The following is a 14,318-nucleotide window of genomic DNA, read 5'->3' as shown; positions in this document are numbered from 1 at the left end:
TTCAGCCGTCCTGGGCGATCGCGGCCATCGGGCTGACCTTGGCCGCTCGGCGGGCGGGCAGCACGCCGGCCAGCGCGGTCAGCCCGGTCAGCGCCAGTACCGTCAGCACCAGCTGGCCGGCGGGCAGTTCGAGCGGTACGTTCTCGCCCATCGCCGCGACCATCAGCCCGGCGTACGGGATGCCGAGCGCCAGCCCGAGGACCGAGCCGAGGACGCCGTAGAGGGCGGCCTCGGTGGTGAGCATCGCCCGCAGGCCGCCTCGGGCCAGTCCGATGGCGCGCAGCAGTCCCGCCTCGCGGATGCGCTCCACCACCGACAGTGCGGTCGTGGAGCCGACGCCGACGACGGCGATCAGCACGGTCAGGCCCATCAGGCCGACCGCGATTCCCAGCAACGCGTCGAGCTGCGCGTTGAAGTCGTCGCGCTGGTCGGCCAGTACCTCGACCGCCAGCCCGTCGACGCCCGCCGCCGCGGACTGCAGGGCGGAGCGGGCGCTGTCGCGGCCGTCGTCGCCGGCGCGGGCCGCGTTGGCGAGCAGGCCGGTCGGTGTCGCCGCCACCCCGAGCCGGTCCAGGTCCGCCGGGTCGACCATGGCGGCGGCGTCCAACGGTCCGGACTCCAGCGTGGCCGCCACCCGCAGCGACAGGGTGCGCCCGGCGGTCGCCAGCTGGATCTTGTCGCCGACCCGGATGTGGTCGGGCTCGGCGACGTACCGCGCCAGGGCGACCCGGCCCGGGCCAAGGTCATCGAGCGAGCCGTCGACCGCGTCGAGCCGCAGGTCCTCGCGCAGCTTGCCCGGGTCGAGGTCGACGACCCTCACCGTGAGGTCCTCGGTACCGACAATCCGGACCTCTGCCGTCCGGAACGTGGCCACACCGGTCACCTCGGAACGCTTCCGGACCTGGTCCACGACCGCGGCGGGCACGGCGCCGCCGCTCGGGTTCATCCGGAAGTCGGCCGGCGCCATCGCGGTGAGCTCGCGGTCGGCCATCCGTCGCAGCGACTCCGCCATGACAAGGCCACCGCTGATCATGGCGACCCCGAGGGCGACGACCACGCTGACCGCGGCCGCCCGCCGGGGCGCGCCGCCGACGCCACCGACCGCGAGGCGACCGAGCGCACCGGCGCGCCGCAGCGGCCAGCCGACCAGCCGCAGTACCGGGCCCAGCAGCACCGGACCGAGCGCGACCAGGGCGAAGAACGCCAGCGTGCTGGAGAGTACGACGCCGAACATGACCGGCGCCGGGTCGTAGTTCTGCGCGTCGGGCCCGGGCAGGGCGGCCACCAGCGCCGCGGCCAGCAGGACGGCGCCGGCGGCGAGCAGGCCACCGAGGATGGCGCGGCCGACACCGATACCGCTGCGGGCACCGGTGGTACTGGCGGCCCGCAGCGCCTCCAGCGGCGAGACCCGCGACGCGGACCCGGCGGGCGCGAGGACGGCGAGCAGCGTCACCAGTACGCAGCCGATCACCACCGCGATCGCGGGTCCGACCGGCGTACCCGGGTCCGCCACCGCGACACCGAACGCGCGCAGGACGGCCGGAAGGGCCCTGCCGAAGGCGTACGCGGACAGCACGCCGGCGACCCCGGCGACGAACCCGGTCAGCGCGCCCTCGACGGCGAGCGCCCGCACGATCGCGCCCCGCCCGGCGCCGACCGCGCGCAGCAGCGCCAACTGCCGCATCCGCTGGGCGAACACGATGCGGAACGTCGAGGTGGCCACGAGCGCGGCGGCGGCCACGGCGATGGCCACGAAGATCCCGACCAGCGCGAAGATCAGCTTGACGCCGGAGGCGGCCTCGGTCGCCTCCTGCTCGCGGACCAGCGCACCGGTCTCCACCGTCGCCGCGTCGCCGACCGCGTCCCGTACCTGGCCGATGGTGCCGCCGGGCTCGAGCCTGACCTCGGCCTGGCTGTACTCGGTCACCGGCCTGAGCGCACCGAGCAGCCGGTCGGTGGTGTACGCCCACCCCGCCCCGCCGTTGCTGTCCTCGACCACCCCGGTCACCGTCAGCTTCACCGGCTCGCCCTTCCCCTCGCCGTCCGGGGTCGCGACCACGGTGCCGCCGATGGGGATGCCGAACCAGTCGGCCGTGCGGCGGCTCAGCGCGATCTCCCGGGGCGCGTCGGGGTACGCCCCCTCGACCAGCCGCGCCATCGCGAGCGGCCCGCTGCCGGGGTCGGCGCCCACCGTCAGGTACGAGCCGGCCGGGGCGCGCAGGGAGAACCCGACGTACGCGCGCCCGATCACCTCGGCGACACCGGGCAGGGCCCGGATCCGGTCCACCGCCGTCGCGGGCACCGGCCTGTCCCAGCTGCCCACCACGACGTCCGCCGCCTCGGGCGTACCGCTGAGGCCGTCGACGACGGTGCGCGCGGTGCTGTACTGGGCGAGCACCGTCCCGTACACCACGAAGGACGCGACGAGCATGGCGAGCCCGGTCAGCAGCAGCCGGGCCGGCCGCCGGGCCAGGCCGCTCAGTTGGGTACGCAGCACGGTCACCGGGTCACCGCCAGGCTCCGCAGCGCCTCGGTGACCGACGCGCCATCGGGGTTGTCGACGCCACCGGCGACCCGGCCGTCGGCCAGCAGCACCACCCGGTCCGCGTACGCCGCGGCTCCCGGGTCGTGGGTCACCATGACCACGGTCTGGCCGAGCTCGCGCACCGACGAGCGCAGGAAGGCCAGCACCTCCGCGCCGGTACGCGAGTCAAGGTTGCCGGTCGGCTCGTCGGCGAACACCACCTCCGGCCGGGCCAGCAGGGCCCGGGCGAGCGCCACCCGCTGCTGCTGGCCGCCGGACAGCTCGCTGGGCCGGTGCCGCAGCCGGTCGCCGAGCCCGAGCACACCGACGACGTGGTCGTACAGGCCAGGGTCCGGCCGCCGGCCCGCCAGGTCCAGTGGCAGGGTGATGTTCTGTGCCGCGGTGAGCTGCGGCAGCAGGTTGAACGCCTGGAAGACGAACCCGATCCGCTCCCGCCGCACCTTCGTCAGCACGCGGTCGGGCTGCCGGGTCAGGTCGGTGCCGCCCAGCATCGCCTGGCCCGAGGTGGCCTTGTCGAGCCCGGCCAGGCAGTGCATCAGCGTGGACTTGCCCGAGCCGGACGGGCCCATGATGGCGGTGAAGCGGGCCCGCTCGAAGCCCACCGTCACGCCGTCCAGCGCCCGGACCGCGGTCGGGCCGGTGCCGTACACCTTGACCAGGTCGACCGCCGCGGACGCGGCCATCGTGGTGTCCCGCATGGGGAGACTCCCTTTCGATCTGCTCTGCTTTCGGTCGGCGTTCACGATGGCCGTGCCGGCCGGCGCGCACATCGGTCCGCGGAAGGGCTTCGCCGCGTGCGCGCCTCTGCCTTTTGGCAGAGGAACCGGCCGGCTCCGGCCCGCTACGCTCGGTACGCGATGATCGAGCAACCCAGGCGGTGGCCATTCCGGGTCGGCCAGGCGGCCGCGCTGTTCGCCACGGCCGTGCTCGGGATGATCGACATGGTCGAGCTGACCGACAGCCCCTTCATCGCGCTGGTCCGGGTGGGTCTGGCGCTCGCCACCGCGGCGCTCTGGCTGCCGGCGCACCGGCAGGGTTCGCGGCTGCTGCCGGCCCTCGCCGCCGCCCTGGCCGCGGCGTCACTGCTGGTGACTGGGCTCAGCGTGATCGCGGGGTTCATCGACACCAGCGGCGGCAGCTGGGGCATCGCCGAGGCGCTGGGCATGACGCTGGTCCTGCTGGTCGTGGCCCGCCGGGCCGCGGGCCGCCTGGCGGTACCGGTGGCGATCGCCCTGATCTGCGCGCTCGCCGCCGAGCCGCTGCGCTCTGGCGACAAGACGATCTTCGTCACGTTCGGGCTGCTCCAGGCGCTGCTCGGGGCCGGCGCCGCGACGATTGGCGCCTACCAGCGGTACGGCGCCGAGGCGCGGACGCAGCAGTTCGTGGTCGCCCGGGCCGAGCAGCGCGCCGAGTTCGCCCGCGACCTGCACGACTTCGTCGCGCACCACGTCACCGGGATCGTGGTCCAGGCGCAGGGCGCCCGGTACGTGGCCGAGCAGGACCCGAAGCGGGTGGCGTCCGCGCTGGAGCAGATCGAGCACGCCGGCACCGAGGCGATGACGGCGATGCGGCGGATGGTGGCGATGCTGCGCGATCCCGGTACCGACGCCCCGCTGGCGCCGCTGGCCGGCGTCGACGACCTGCCCGCGCTGGTCGACGGCTTCTCGGCGGCCAGCGGTCCGCCGACGCACCTGAACGTGCACGGGCCACTGGAGCAGCTGCCGATGGATGTCTCCACATCCGCGTACCGGGTCGTCATGGAAGCCTTGACCAACGTCCGCCAGCACGCCGGCGGCGCCACCCGGGTCGACGTACTGGTACAGCGCACGCCCGACTGGCTGCTCGTCCGGGTCGCCGACAACGGCGCCGCGCCACACCGGCTCCCGATGCACCGCGACCGGCCCGGCTTCGGCCTCGCCGGCCTCACCGAACGGGTACAGGCGATCGGCGGCTGGCTGCACGCCGGCCCGGCGGCGGGACAGGGCTGGGTCGTCGACGCCCGGCTGCCAGTACGAGAGAAAGGCACCGCATGACCGAGTCCGGGCTGGCCGCGGGAGGCGGCGCATGACGATCCGGGTACTGGTCGCGGACGACCAGGCGATGGTCCGCACCGGCTTCGGGATGATCATCGACGCGCAGCCCGACATGGCGCTCGCGGGCGAGGCGGCCGACGGGGTCGAGGCGGTCGCCCTGGCCCGCCAGCACCGCCCTGACGTGGTACTGCTCGACATCCGCATGCCCCGCATGGACGGCCTGGAGGCGCTGCGCCTGCTCGCCGGCCCAGACGTGACCCAGCCCGCCAAGGTCGTCGTGGTCACCACGTTCGACCTGGACGAGTACGTGTACGCCGCGCTGCGCAACGGCGCCTGCGGCTTCCTGCTCAAGGACTCCGGCCCGGCCCTGCTCATCGAGGCGATCCACGCCGCCGTCTCCGGCGACTCCCTGATCAGCCCGTCGATCACCGTACGGCTGCTGCGGCACCTCAACCCACCCACGGCGGCGCCCACCGACACCGGCCTGTCCCCGCGCGAGATGGAGGTCGTCCAGCTCGTCGCCCGCGGCACCACCAACGCCGAGATCGCCGCCCAGCTCTACATCACCGTGGGCACCGTCAAGACCCACCTCGCCAGCGTCCAGTCCAAGCTCAACGCCCGCAACCGCGTCGAGGTAGCCGCCTGGGCCTGGCAACGCCGCCTAGTCAGCTGACCTCCCGCCCGGCTCGCGGACGGTCCGCTCTCATCCTCCACAGTGGAACTGGCGCGCCGCACGCGCCCTACGGGCGGCCTGACGGCTGTACTCGGGCGGCAGCGGCCCGCCAGTCAATGGACCTTCATCAGACGCTGACGCGAGCAACACCAGTCAGCGCCTGCGCAAGCTCCGCGACGAGTGCCGCCGACTCCGGCACATTGTGCGCTGCCTCGCGGAGCTGTTCGTAGGTCCGCGCGTAGTACTCGGCGTGCGCCGCCTCGATGAAGAACCGTCCGGCGAGGTGTGACACGTAGGCAACCGGAGGGAAGTCCGCCATAGCCAGCAGCGTGAAACAGCCGTCGAGACCGGGGTGCCCGCCGGCACGGGTCGGAAGGACTTGGATCGTGATCTTGTCGTCTGAGCGTCGAGTCAGTTTGTCGAGGTACAGGATCTGATCGCCGAGCACGCCGACGCCGCCGATCGGGCGATGCAGCACGGACTCCTCGATGATCGTGTGCAGCCGCAGGCCATCGTTGCTGAAAAACGCTTGCTGTCGATCACGCAGTCGGTGCGTGACGAGTCCGAGGTCATGCTGCGGCAACAGCGGCTTCGTTCCCGACGCCACCAGCGCGTCCGCATACGCGTCCGTCTGTAGGAGATCGGGAACGTACATGGTCCCGAAGCAATTGACCTCGGTGGCGCGCGTTTCAAGCCAGGTGTAGTCGACGAACGGCGTAACCGATTCCTTGGTCTTGAAATCCCGGTCCCAGTGGTTGACCCGCCAGACGCCGCGAGCCAGGTCGACCAGCTCGACGCGTTCGTCTTCGTCGTAGACGCCGTACATGTTGAGCAGTGCGGCCACGTACTCCTCCCGGAACGGCCACTCGGCACGTTCGTATCGTGCGAGCGTCGAGAACTCCACGCCCAGGTGTGCGGCGACGAACTTTAGGGTCAGGCCGCGTTGATCGCGTAGCTCCCGCATCCGTTCGCCAAGGACACGAGCCCGAATGCTCTGCTCGTAGGTCTTCCTCTTCGTCGGCATTTCGCGCCCCTCACTAGCTCCCAGGTGTCCGGTAAGGGCAGAGACACGGGATCACCCGAATTGGCGATCCCGTGCTCGGCCGGCGAGCGCCGTAGCCCGCCGAACTCACCCACCGACGCGGCCCCTTGGCAAGCACCCCGGCGGGGAGAACTGAAATGACGATGCCGTTTGTTGGCGTGTTGGACCCATCGCGCCATGGTGAGCCCATCGGCTAATCTCACCGTGAAATCACGGCAAGGAGCGTCGATGTCAGCGTTCGAACCCGTCACCATTCCCGACTGGGCATGGCGTAGCGCACCGGCACAAACGGCACTGCGGAAAAGAGACGCGAGCGGCATCCTGCGCGTTGCTCAGCAGTACGGCGGTGCCAGCCAGCATCGACTTTCGAATCTCGTCGGTATCCAGCAGGGGCGCATCAGCGAGATCTTGAAGGGGACGCGGCAGGTCACCGCGTTTGATGTGTTCGAGAGGATCGCCGACGGCTTACGGATGCCAGATCATGCCCGAGCAGCGCTCGGCCTTGCACCAAGCCAGGAGGGCGGCACAGGCGAAGCCCTGGCCGGTCTCGGCGAGATCGTCCGAATCTTCCCCGATCAGGCGGCAGCCACTGCGGATATCCGGCACATGGCAGCCGCTGCCAACCATATTGATGTGCTGGCCGTTCGTGGCCTTGGTGTGTTGGCGCTCAAGGATTCGCTCCTGCGTGGCAGCCTCATGACGACGGAGCACCGGGCCGCCCTGAGAGTGCTACTCGCTCGACCAGACGCGGAAGCGACCGCGAAGCGCGCCGTCGAGATCGGCGAGTCACCGGAGTCATTCGCCAGCGGTATCCGACACTCCATCTCCCGCGTCCGGGAGCTGGCAGACGTCGTCGACCTGGAGATCTACCTCTACGACAGGCTGCCTGTCTGGCGTCTCGTGGGGCTCGATGACACGCTCTATGCCGCCACGTTCGCCGACCGGTGGGAGGGGCACGAGTCGCCGACGTACAAACTGGTGAGCACGCCCGGCGGTGCTCTGTACTCCGGTTTCCGTCGCACGTTCGAGGATCTACGCCAGCGGGCGGAGCGCGTGGTATAGCAGAGCGATGGCGATCGAAGTCGAGCTGAAGGCCCGTGTCTCGGAGCCCGACCGCGTCCGGGCCGTCCTGGCACAGCGCAGCACCGGAGATATCAGCACCTACCGGGACACCTACTACGACTGGCCCGATCGCCGCCTCACCGAGAACGGCCGGCAGGAGTTGCGCGTAAGGATCATCGAATCCACGGCCGGCGGTCGGTGCCTGCTGACCTTCAAGGGCGCGATGCTCGACGAGGCCAGCACGCCCGAGTACGAGACCGACGTCGCCGATCCGAAAGCGATCGACCAGATCCTCACCGGGCTAGGACTGGAACACATGATCGCCTACACCAAGGAGTGCGAGAACTTCCGCTTCGAGGCCGCTGGGTACCGGATCGTCGCGACCATGGTCACCGTTCCGGAGATCGACGGGACCTTCATCGAGGTCGAGACCCTGGTACCCGATGGCGAGCCGGTGGACGACGGCCAACGAGCGATCCGAGGCGTCCTCACCGATCTTGGGCTTGGTGAGGACGACCTCGAACCGACCTTCTACATCGATCTGGTCACGGCTCGCAGAGCCGGCGCCCGCTAGAGAGCTTTCGCGGCGCTGGTGGAGCGGGCGTCGGCGATGCCGGGCCGGCGAACTGGTTGTGTAGCCGCGAAGGGTGAGGCCGCGGGAGCAACGGGCATGGACCGCGACGCGCGTCGCGGTAGCTCAAAGGTTCATAGTCCGGCGCCGTCAGTCCTCGATGTAGCCGGTCCTCGGGTCGACCTGGGCGAGGAAGTCCCGGATCGCCTCCTCATGCTCGACCGTCGTGAATGGATGGTTGTCGGACGCTCCCACGCTGAACCCGTAGCCCGGGTTCGGCCCGTTGACCCACTCGTAGTCGTACTGCCCCGGCTGATCCTGGCGGCCGGTGACGCGAAAGACCTGGCCGTCGACCTCGACGTGCTGTGTGTCGTGCACGGGTCCATCCTCGCTCATGCGAACGCGGCGCGCGCCGCGTTGTCCTGGCAGAGCCGCTCCTCGGCCTCGGTCCAGCCGAAGGTCGCCGCCAACGCGGCGAACTCGGCGTCGAGGGTGGTGCCGGCGGTGGTGCGGGTGTCGGTGCTGACGGTGATCCGCAAGCCGGCGCGCAGTAGCCGGTCAGCGGGGTGGGCGGCCATCGCGGGCACCGCCGCCGTGAGCACGTTGCAGCCGGGACAGGTCTCCAGCGCGATCTGGTCGCGGCGCAGGCGGTCGAGCAGGGCGGCATCGCCGGTACTGCGCACACCATGGCCGATGCGCCGGGCCCCGAGCACGTCGAGGGCCTCCCAGACGCTGGCCGGCCCGGCGGCTTCGCCGGCGTGCACGGTGACGGGCAGGCCGGCGCCGTGCGCCAGATCGAACGCCTCGCGGTGCGGCGTACCGGGATGGCGCTCGTCACCGGCGAGGTCGAGGCCGGCCACGACGTCGCGCCGGCGTACGGCGGCGTCGGCGACCTCGAGGCTGACCCCCGGCTGCTGGTGGCGCAGGCAGCACAGCAGCAGCCCGGTGCGCACGCCGGTGGCGGCTGTTCCGTGCGCGAGCCCGGCGGCGACCGCGTCGATGGCGTCGTCGAGGCTCATGCCGGCCCGGGTGTGCAGTTGGGGCGCGAAGCGGACCTCGCCGTAGACGACGCGGTCGGCTTGCCAGTCGGCGACAAGCTCGGCGGCGGCCCGGTGCAGTGCCTGGGGCGTTTGCAGCACGTCGAGGGCGACGTCGATGTACGGCAGGAAGGCGTGCAGGCTGCCGACGCCGGCCGGGGCCACGGCGAGCTGGCGCGCGGGTGCGGGCAGGTCGAGCCCCTGTTCGGCGGCGAGGGCGGCGATGGTGTCGGGGCGCACGGAGCCGTCGAGGTGGCAGTGCAACTCGTACCGGCCGGTCATGCCGGTGCGATGGCGCGGCAGGCGGCCAGCAGCATGCCTTCGAACCCGTCGCTGTCGACCCGGCGTACCAGGGTCAGGTTGGCACCGGTGGCGCCGCGGCGCCGGTCGATGAGCAACTGTCCGCGCGCCTCGTCTCCGGTGGCGACGCGCACGTGGGCGGTCTCGGCGTGGCGGATCAGGCCGGGGTCGAGCGCCACGGCCATCGCCAGCGGATCGGGCAGGTCGTAGCCGGGCAGGCCGGTCACCTCGGTGGCCCACGTGTCGACGGCCCGGTTGATCCGGTCGGCGAACAGCGCCAGCGGCGTACCCACCTCGCGCAGGCGGCGCTGCCGGCCCGGCGTCATCACGGCGTCGTGGCGGGAGGCGTCCCAGCCGATCCAGGTGACCGTGCCCGGCGTGGCGGCGTCGCAGACGATCGCGGCGGCCTCGGGGTCGGCCCACACGTTGTACTCGGCGGTCGCGGTGATGTTGCCGTGCGCGTCGGCGGCGCCGGCCATGCAGTACGTGTGCCGGAAGCGACGCAGCAGACGCCGGTCGTGCACCAGCGCCGCGGCGAGATTGGTCATCGGTCCGAGGGTGACAAGCGTCAGCTCAGGACCGCGCTCGTGGGCAAGGCGCAGCAGCCCGTCGACGGCGTGCTCGCCGGTCGGTGCCCCGGCCGGATCGGGCAGGTTCGCGCCGCTCATCCCGTCGGCGCCGTGGACGTGTTGCGCGGTCTCCAGCGGGCGCAGCAGCGGCTGTTCGCAACCGGCGTGCACGGGTACGCCGCCAATGCCGGCCACCTCCAGGGTGATCAGGGCGTTTCGGGTGGCCAGCGGCAGCGGCACGTTGCCCGCGACAGTGGTGACCGCCTCGATCGTCGCGCCAGGAGCGCGCGCCGCCATCAACAACGCCACCGCGTCGTCGGAGCCGGTGTCGGTATCGATCACCAGCCGCAGCGGTACAGTGTCCACAGTCATCTAAACGATTAGACTACGGGCACGCCAAGGAGGTCAACCGTGGCAACCGGACCGACGATCCGCGATGTCGCCGCCCGCGCCGGCACCTCCACCGCCGTGGTCAGCTACGTGCTCAACGACGGCCCCCGGCCGGTGGCGCCCGCCACCCGGGCCCGCGTCCTCGACGCCGTCGCCGACCTCGGTTACCGGCGCAACAACCTCGCCAGGGCGTTGCGCGCCAACCGCACCGGCACGATCGGCCTCGTCGTCCCCGACCTGGCCAAGCCGTTCTTCGCCGAACTGGTGCGCGCCGTCGAAGACGCCGCCTTCACGCGCGGGTTCCGGCTGCTGGTCGGCAGCGCCCACTTCGACGCCGGCCGGGAAGGCGAACAGCTCCAGGCCCTGCTGGACGCCCGCGTCGACGCGATACTCCTGGCTCCCTCGCAGGACCCGGCACCCGCGGTGACCCCGCTGCGCCGCGCCGGCATCCCGCACGTGCTCGTGCACCGCACCCACCCGGGCACGGCCGGCGTCGCCGGAGACGACACCGACGCCGGCCGCCAGGCCGCGGCACACCTGCTCGGGCACGGCCACCACCACATCGCGCTGCTCGGCGCCGGCACCGGCGACGACCCCGTCAGCCTGCGCGCTCGCGGCGCCGACGCGGTGCTCACCGAGCACGACCGTCCGGTGTCGCGGCTCGCCTGCCCGTTCCCGAACCTGCGCGACGACGCCTACCTGGCCACCCGCGCGCTCCTGGCCAGCCAGCCACAGGTCACCGCCATCTGCGCCACCACCGACGAACACGCCCTCGGCGCGCTGCGCGCCGCCACCGAAGCCGGCCGCCGCACCGGCGACGACCTCGCCCTGGTCAGCATCGACGGCACCGCACTCGCCGCCTACCTGACGCCAGCCCTGACCGCCGTCACCACACCCTTCGACGCCATCGGCACCGACGCCATCGACACCATCCTGAATCCCACCAGCACACCCACCATCCGCCGCCACCCCCTGACCCTGACCACCCGGCGCAGCTGCGGCTGCCGCCCGACGGGTTGAGGACCAGGATCGAGATTCGAGCTACCGCGACGCCCGCCGCGCGCAAGGCCGTTGCTCCCGCGGCCTCACCCTCCGCCGATCAAGGGCGAACGCACGCGGTTCGATCTCTTCTCCGCGTGCGTCCGCCCCCAGACCAGCCCGGTACGGCGTGTCGCCACGCCCCGAACGCCGATCAAGGGCGAACGCACGCGGTTGGATCTCATTTCCGCGTGCATTTGCCCTTGATCCACGCATATGGCCTTGATCGACGCGCGGGGCGCGGCGCGCAGGGCGCAGGGCGCGGCGCGCAGGGCGCAGGGCGCGGCGCGCAGGGCGCAGGGCGCGGCGCGCAGGGCGCAGGGCGCGGCGACACGCCCGCCAACCCCCTCAAACCCGGCGGCTGGCCCGGCCACGATGGCGTGCCGGCGTGTCCGGGCTCGGGGCTCGCCGATCAAGGGCAATCGCATGGATCAAGGGCGAACGCACGCGGAAAAGAGATCCAACCACGTGCATTCGCCCTTGATCGGCGGAAGGGGCGCCGGCGCGCGCGGCGCGCGCGGGCGGCGCGCGGGTGGTGCGCGTGGGCGGTGCTGCGTGCGTGGTGGGTTAGGACGGGTATGGGGTGGATTCTGGGGAGGCGGCCCAGGAGGCGAGCAGGCGGAGCGCGTCTTCGGTCGGGGAGCCGGGCTCGGCGGCGTAGATGGTCAGCGTGAGGTCGGGTTCGGCGCGCAGGTCCAGGCTTTCGTAGGCGAGGGTCAGGTCGCCGACGACGTGGTGATGGAACCGCTTGACGCCCGTGCCGTGGATGCGCACGTTGTGGGCGCCCCAGCGGCGCCGGAAGTCGTCGCTGCGGGTGGACAGCTCCCCCACGAGATCCTGCAGGCCCTTGTCGTGCGGGTCCTTGCCGGCCGCCGTGCGCAGGTTCGCCACGGTCATGTCGGCGGACTGGTCCCAGTGGGGGTAGAAGCGGCGGGCCGCGCTGTCCAGGAACGTGAACCGGGCGAAGTTCGGCAGGCTCGTCGGGTCGGCGTACAGGTCGCAGTGCATCGCCCGGCCCAGGTGGTTGGTGGCGATCAGGTCCAGCCGGCCGTTGGCGATGATCGCCGGAGCGGTGGTGATGGCGTCCAGCGTCCACTGTAGACTGGCCCGGGCCTCCCACTGCTTCTGGCGGCGGCGCGGGCGCAGGATCGCGTTGGTGCCGTCGGCCTCGCGCGCGAGGCGCAACAGGTGGGCGCGTTCGGCGTCGTCGAGTTGCAGGGCGCGGGCGATCGCGTCGAGGACACCGGCCGACACGCCGGCGAGGGAGCCGCGTTCGAGCTTGGCGTAGTACTCGACGCTCATGCCGGCCAGCGCGGCGACCTCGCTGCGGCGTAGGCCCGGGACGCGGCGCTGCCCGGCGGAGGGTATGCCGGCCCGCTCCGGGCTGATCTTGGCCCGGCGTGAGGTGAGGAAGTCGCGCACCTCGGCTCGGTTGTTCATGACACTGACGCTACGGCGCGCGCCGCCCCCCGTGGGATGTACTGCGAGTACACCCATCAGCAGAGACTTCCTCGTACCAGGCTGGACGGGTGTGCTGGATGTCGTTGGCCTTTCGGTATGAGGAGAGACATCATGCGTGGTGCTGTGCTGTACGCCCCCGGCGACGTGCGGGTGGAGCAGCGGGACGAGCCCCGAATCGTCGCGCCGACCGACGCGATCATCCGGCTGTCCGCGACCTGTGTCTGCGGCTCGGACCTGTGGCCGTACCGCGGCATCGAGAAGATCGACGGACCGCGGCCCATGGGGCACGAGTACGCCGGCGTCGTCGAAGAGGTCGGCGGCGCGGTCACGACGATCAAGCCGGGGCAGTTCGTGGTCGGCTCGTTCTTCGCCTCCGACAACGTCTGCGAGATCTGCCGCGCCGGCTACCAGACCTCCTGCGTCCACCGCGAGGGCGTCAGCGGCGCGCAGGCGCAGTACATGCGGGTCCCCCACGCCGACGGCACGCTGGTCGCCACGCCGGAGCTGCCCGCGGACGACCTGGTACCGAGCTTCCTGGCCGCCTCCGACGTGCTGGGCACGGGCTGGTTCGCCGCGGTGGCCGCGCACGCCGGACCGGGTAAGACCGTCGCGGTGGTCGGCGACGGCGCGGTCGGGCTGCTCGGCGTGCTGGCCGCCAGGCAGCTCGGCGCCGAACGGATCATCGCGATGAGCCGGCACGAGTCGCGCCAGAAGCTGGCCCTCGACTTCGGGGCGACCGACATCGTCACCGAGCGCGGCGACGAGGGCGTGGCCCGGATCAAGGACCTCACCGGCGGGCTGGGCGCGCATTCGGTCATCGAGGCGGTCGGCACGCAGGAGTCGATGATGCAGGCGATCCGTTCGACCCGGGCCGGCGGTCACGTCGGCTACGTGGGCGTCACCCACGACGTCCAGTTGCCGGGGATGGAGCTGTTCTTCTCCCACGTGCACCTGCACGGCGGGCCGGCGCCCGTACGCCGCTTCCTGCCCGACCTCGTCGACCTGATCTGGAACCGGACGATCGACCCCGGCAAGGTCTTCGACCTGAGCCTGCCGCTCGACCAGGCGGCCGACGGCTACCGGGCGATGGACGAGCGCCGCGCCATCAAGGTCCTGCTCCACCCATGATCCATCGGCGTCGGACCGCCCGCTAACCTTGATCAAATGAAACTGACAAAACGAACAGGTGTGCGCGCGCTCGTGATGGTTCCCGCGGTGCTGCTCACCCTGGCCGGGACGGCGACCGCGGCGTCGGCCGGGAACGGCACGCCGAGCGGCGCGCCGCCGGCCGCGAACGGCTACAGCGTCTGGTGCGTGTCGACGACCGGCGCGCGGGCGTGCTTCGCCTCCTACGGAGACAAGGTCTGGGTGGACGACACCAAGGCGAACGGGCAGTCCGCCGCCGGGACGATCGTCGGGAAGAACTGGAACCGGCAGTGCTTCAACGACCGCGGGGCGGACGCCGGCTGGGTGATGTGCGACTTCGACGTGCCGGAGTACCAAGACGCTGAGCTGTGGGCCGTCAACAACCCCTTCATCGGCAGCCAGGCCTACACCGACATCAACACCGGCAACATCATCTGACCAGCCTCCGCTG

Annotated in this window: 14 protein-coding genes; 7 read left to right on the top strand and 7 right to left on the bottom strand. The window is 71.8% G+C overall.

All coding sequences use genetic code 11. The features are described from left to right. Position 1 precedes the first annotated feature (1 nt). Positions 2 to 2,503: an ABC transporter permease gene (locus tag QMG73_RS29105; RefSeq protein WP_281900943.1), complete on the bottom strand. Its 2,502-nt coding sequence runs from the start codon at positions 2,501 to 2,503 to the stop codon at positions 2 to 4. Then, the gene (locus QMG73_RS29100; RefSeq protein ID WP_281900942.1) at positions 2,500 to 3,243 is read right to left on the bottom strand and encodes an ABC transporter ATP-binding protein; all 744 of its coding nucleotides are present in this window, start codon (positions 3,241 to 3,243) and stop codon (positions 2,500 to 2,502) included. The genes QMG73_RS29105 and QMG73_RS29100 overlap by 4 nt, the downstream gene beginning before the upstream one ends. A gap of 159 nt (positions 3,244 to 3,402) precedes the next feature. On the opposite strand from QMG73_RS29100, the gene QMG73_RS29095 reads away from it, so the two are divergent. Then, positions 3,403 to 4,578, top strand: a complete 1,176-nt coding sequence (locus tag QMG73_RS29095) for a sensor histidine kinase (RefSeq protein WP_281900940.1) — start codon at positions 3,403 to 3,405, stop codon at positions 4,576 to 4,578. 31 nt (positions 4,579 to 4,609) lie between these two features. Then, positions 4,610 to 5,251 carry a response regulator gene (locus QMG73_RS29090; RefSeq protein ID WP_281900938.1) on the top strand — a complete coding sequence of 214 codons (642 nt, stop codon included), beginning with the start codon at positions 4,610 to 4,612 and terminating at the stop codon, positions 5,249 to 5,251. A gap of 127 nt (positions 5,252 to 5,378) precedes the next feature. On the opposite strand, the gene QMG73_RS29085 is transcribed toward QMG73_RS29090, so the two are convergent. Next, entirely contained in the window at positions 5,379 to 6,215 is an 837-nt protein-coding gene (locus tag QMG73_RS29085) for a helix-turn-helix domain-containing protein (protein ID WP_281901096.1), read from the bottom strand. 306 nt (positions 6,216 to 6,521) lie between these two features. On the opposite strand from QMG73_RS29085, the gene QMG73_RS29080 reads away from it, so the two are divergent. After that, positions 6,522 to 7,355, top strand: a complete 834-nt coding sequence (locus QMG73_RS29080) for a helix-turn-helix domain-containing protein (RefSeq protein ID WP_281900935.1) — start codon at positions 6,522 to 6,524, stop codon at positions 7,353 to 7,355. Between the two features lie 7 nt (positions 7,356 to 7,362). Continuing rightward, positions 7,363 to 7,929, top strand: coding sequence for a class IV adenylate cyclase (locus QMG73_RS29075; RefSeq protein WP_281900933.1), 567 nt, complete (start codon positions 7,363 to 7,365; stop codon positions 7,927 to 7,929). 147 nt (positions 7,930 to 8,076) lie between these two features. Here QMG73_RS29075 and QMG73_RS29070 read toward each other — a convergent pair whose 3' ends face one another. From QMG73_RS29070 to QMG73_RS29060, 3 genes are read right to left on the bottom strand one after another with little or no spacing between them, the layout of a single operon-like run. Then, positions 8,077 to 8,304 carry a hypothetical protein gene (locus QMG73_RS29070; protein WP_281900931.1) on the bottom strand — a complete coding sequence of 76 codons (228 nt, stop codon included), beginning with the start codon at positions 8,302 to 8,304 and terminating at the stop codon, positions 8,077 to 8,079. 14 nt (positions 8,305 to 8,318) lie between these two features. Further along, the gene (add, locus tag QMG73_RS29065; RefSeq protein WP_281900930.1) at positions 8,319 to 9,245 is read right to left on the bottom strand and encodes an adenosine deaminase; all 927 of its coding nucleotides are present in this window, start codon (positions 9,243 to 9,245) and stop codon (positions 8,319 to 8,321) included. Continuing rightward, entirely contained in the window at positions 9,242 to 10,204 is a 963-nt protein-coding gene (locus tag QMG73_RS29060) for a nucleoside hydrolase (protein ID WP_281900929.1), read from the bottom strand. The genes add and QMG73_RS29060 overlap by 4 nt, the downstream gene beginning before the upstream one ends. A 39-nt stretch (positions 10,205 to 10,243) precedes the next feature. Here QMG73_RS29060 and QMG73_RS29055 point away from each other — a divergent pair, with 39 nt between their 5' ends. Further along, on the top strand, positions 10,244 to 11,242 hold the full coding sequence (locus QMG73_RS29055) for a LacI family DNA-binding transcriptional regulator (protein ID WP_281900928.1): 999 nt from the start codon (positions 10,244 to 10,246) through the stop codon (positions 11,240 to 11,242). 585 nt (positions 11,243 to 11,827) lie between these two features. On the opposite strand, the gene QMG73_RS29050 is transcribed toward QMG73_RS29055, so the two are convergent. Continuing rightward, positions 11,828 to 12,700, bottom strand: a complete 873-nt coding sequence (locus QMG73_RS29050; RefSeq protein ID WP_281900926.1) for a helix-turn-helix transcriptional regulator — start codon at positions 12,698 to 12,700, stop codon at positions 11,828 to 11,830. Between the two features lie 132 nt (positions 12,701 to 12,832). Between QMG73_RS29050 and QMG73_RS29045 the strand changes: the two genes are divergently transcribed. Then, a complete protein-coding gene (locus tag QMG73_RS29045) occupies positions 12,833 to 13,849 on the top strand; it encodes a zinc-dependent alcohol dehydrogenase family protein (RefSeq protein WP_281900925.1) in 1,017 nt (338 codons plus the stop codon). Between the two features lie 36 nt (positions 13,850 to 13,885). Beyond that, entirely contained in the window at positions 13,886 to 14,305 is a 420-nt protein-coding gene (locus tag QMG73_RS29040; protein WP_281900923.1) for a hypothetical protein, read from the top strand. The last annotated feature ends 13 nt before the right edge of the window (positions 14,306 to 14,318 follow it).

The sequence above is a fragment of the Phytohabitans aurantiacus genome (assembly GCF_027923225.1).
Taxonomy (GTDB): Bacteria; Actinomycetota; Actinomycetes; order Mycobacteriales; family Micromonosporaceae; genus Phytohabitans; species Phytohabitans aurantiacus.
This window is presented reverse-complemented; position numbering and strand designations above follow the sequence as displayed.

What these genes read in the sequence shown, in the direction of transcription:
- QMG73_RS29100 (WP_281900942.1), bottom strand. Translation starts at nt 3,243, where the DNA reads ATGCGGGACACCACGATGGCCGCGTCCGCGGCGGTCGACCTGGTCAAG.
- QMG73_RS29095 (WP_281900940.1), top strand. Translation starts at nt 3,403, where the DNA reads ATGATCGAGCAACCCAGGCGGTGGCCATTCCGGGTCGGCCAGGCGGCC.
- QMG73_RS29090 (WP_281900938.1), top strand. Translation starts at nt 4,610, where the DNA reads ATGACGATCCGGGTACTGGTCGCGGACGACCAGGCGATGGTCCGCACC.
- QMG73_RS29085 (WP_281901096.1), bottom strand. Translation starts at nt 6,215, where the DNA reads ATGCGGGAGCTACGCGATCAACGCGGCCTGACCCTAAAGTTCGTCGCC.
- QMG73_RS29080 (WP_281900935.1), top strand. Translation starts at nt 6,522, where the DNA reads ATGTCAGCGTTCGAACCCGTCACCATTCCCGACTGGGCATGGCGTAGC.
- QMG73_RS29075 (WP_281900933.1), top strand. Translation starts at nt 7,363, where the DNA reads ATGGCGATCGAAGTCGAGCTGAAGGCCCGTGTCTCGGAGCCCGACCGC.
- add (WP_281900930.1), bottom strand. Translation starts at nt 9,245, where the DNA reads ATGACCGGCCGGTACGAGTTGCACTGCCACCTCGACGGCTCCGTGCGC.
- QMG73_RS29060 (WP_281900929.1), bottom strand. Translation starts at nt 10,204, where the DNA reads ATGACTGTGGACACTGTACCGCTGCGGCTGGTGATCGATACCGACACC.
- QMG73_RS29050 (WP_281900926.1), bottom strand. Translation starts at nt 12,700, where the DNA reads ATGAACAACCGAGCCGAGGTGCGCGACTTCCTCACCTCACGCCGGGCC.
- QMG73_RS29045 (WP_281900925.1), top strand. Translation starts at nt 12,833, where the DNA reads ATGCGTGGTGCTGTGCTGTACGCCCCCGGCGACGTGCGGGTGGAGCAG.
- QMG73_RS29040 (WP_281900923.1), top strand. Translation starts at nt 13,886, where the DNA reads ATGAAACTGACAAAACGAACAGGTGTGCGCGCGCTCGTGATGGTTCCC.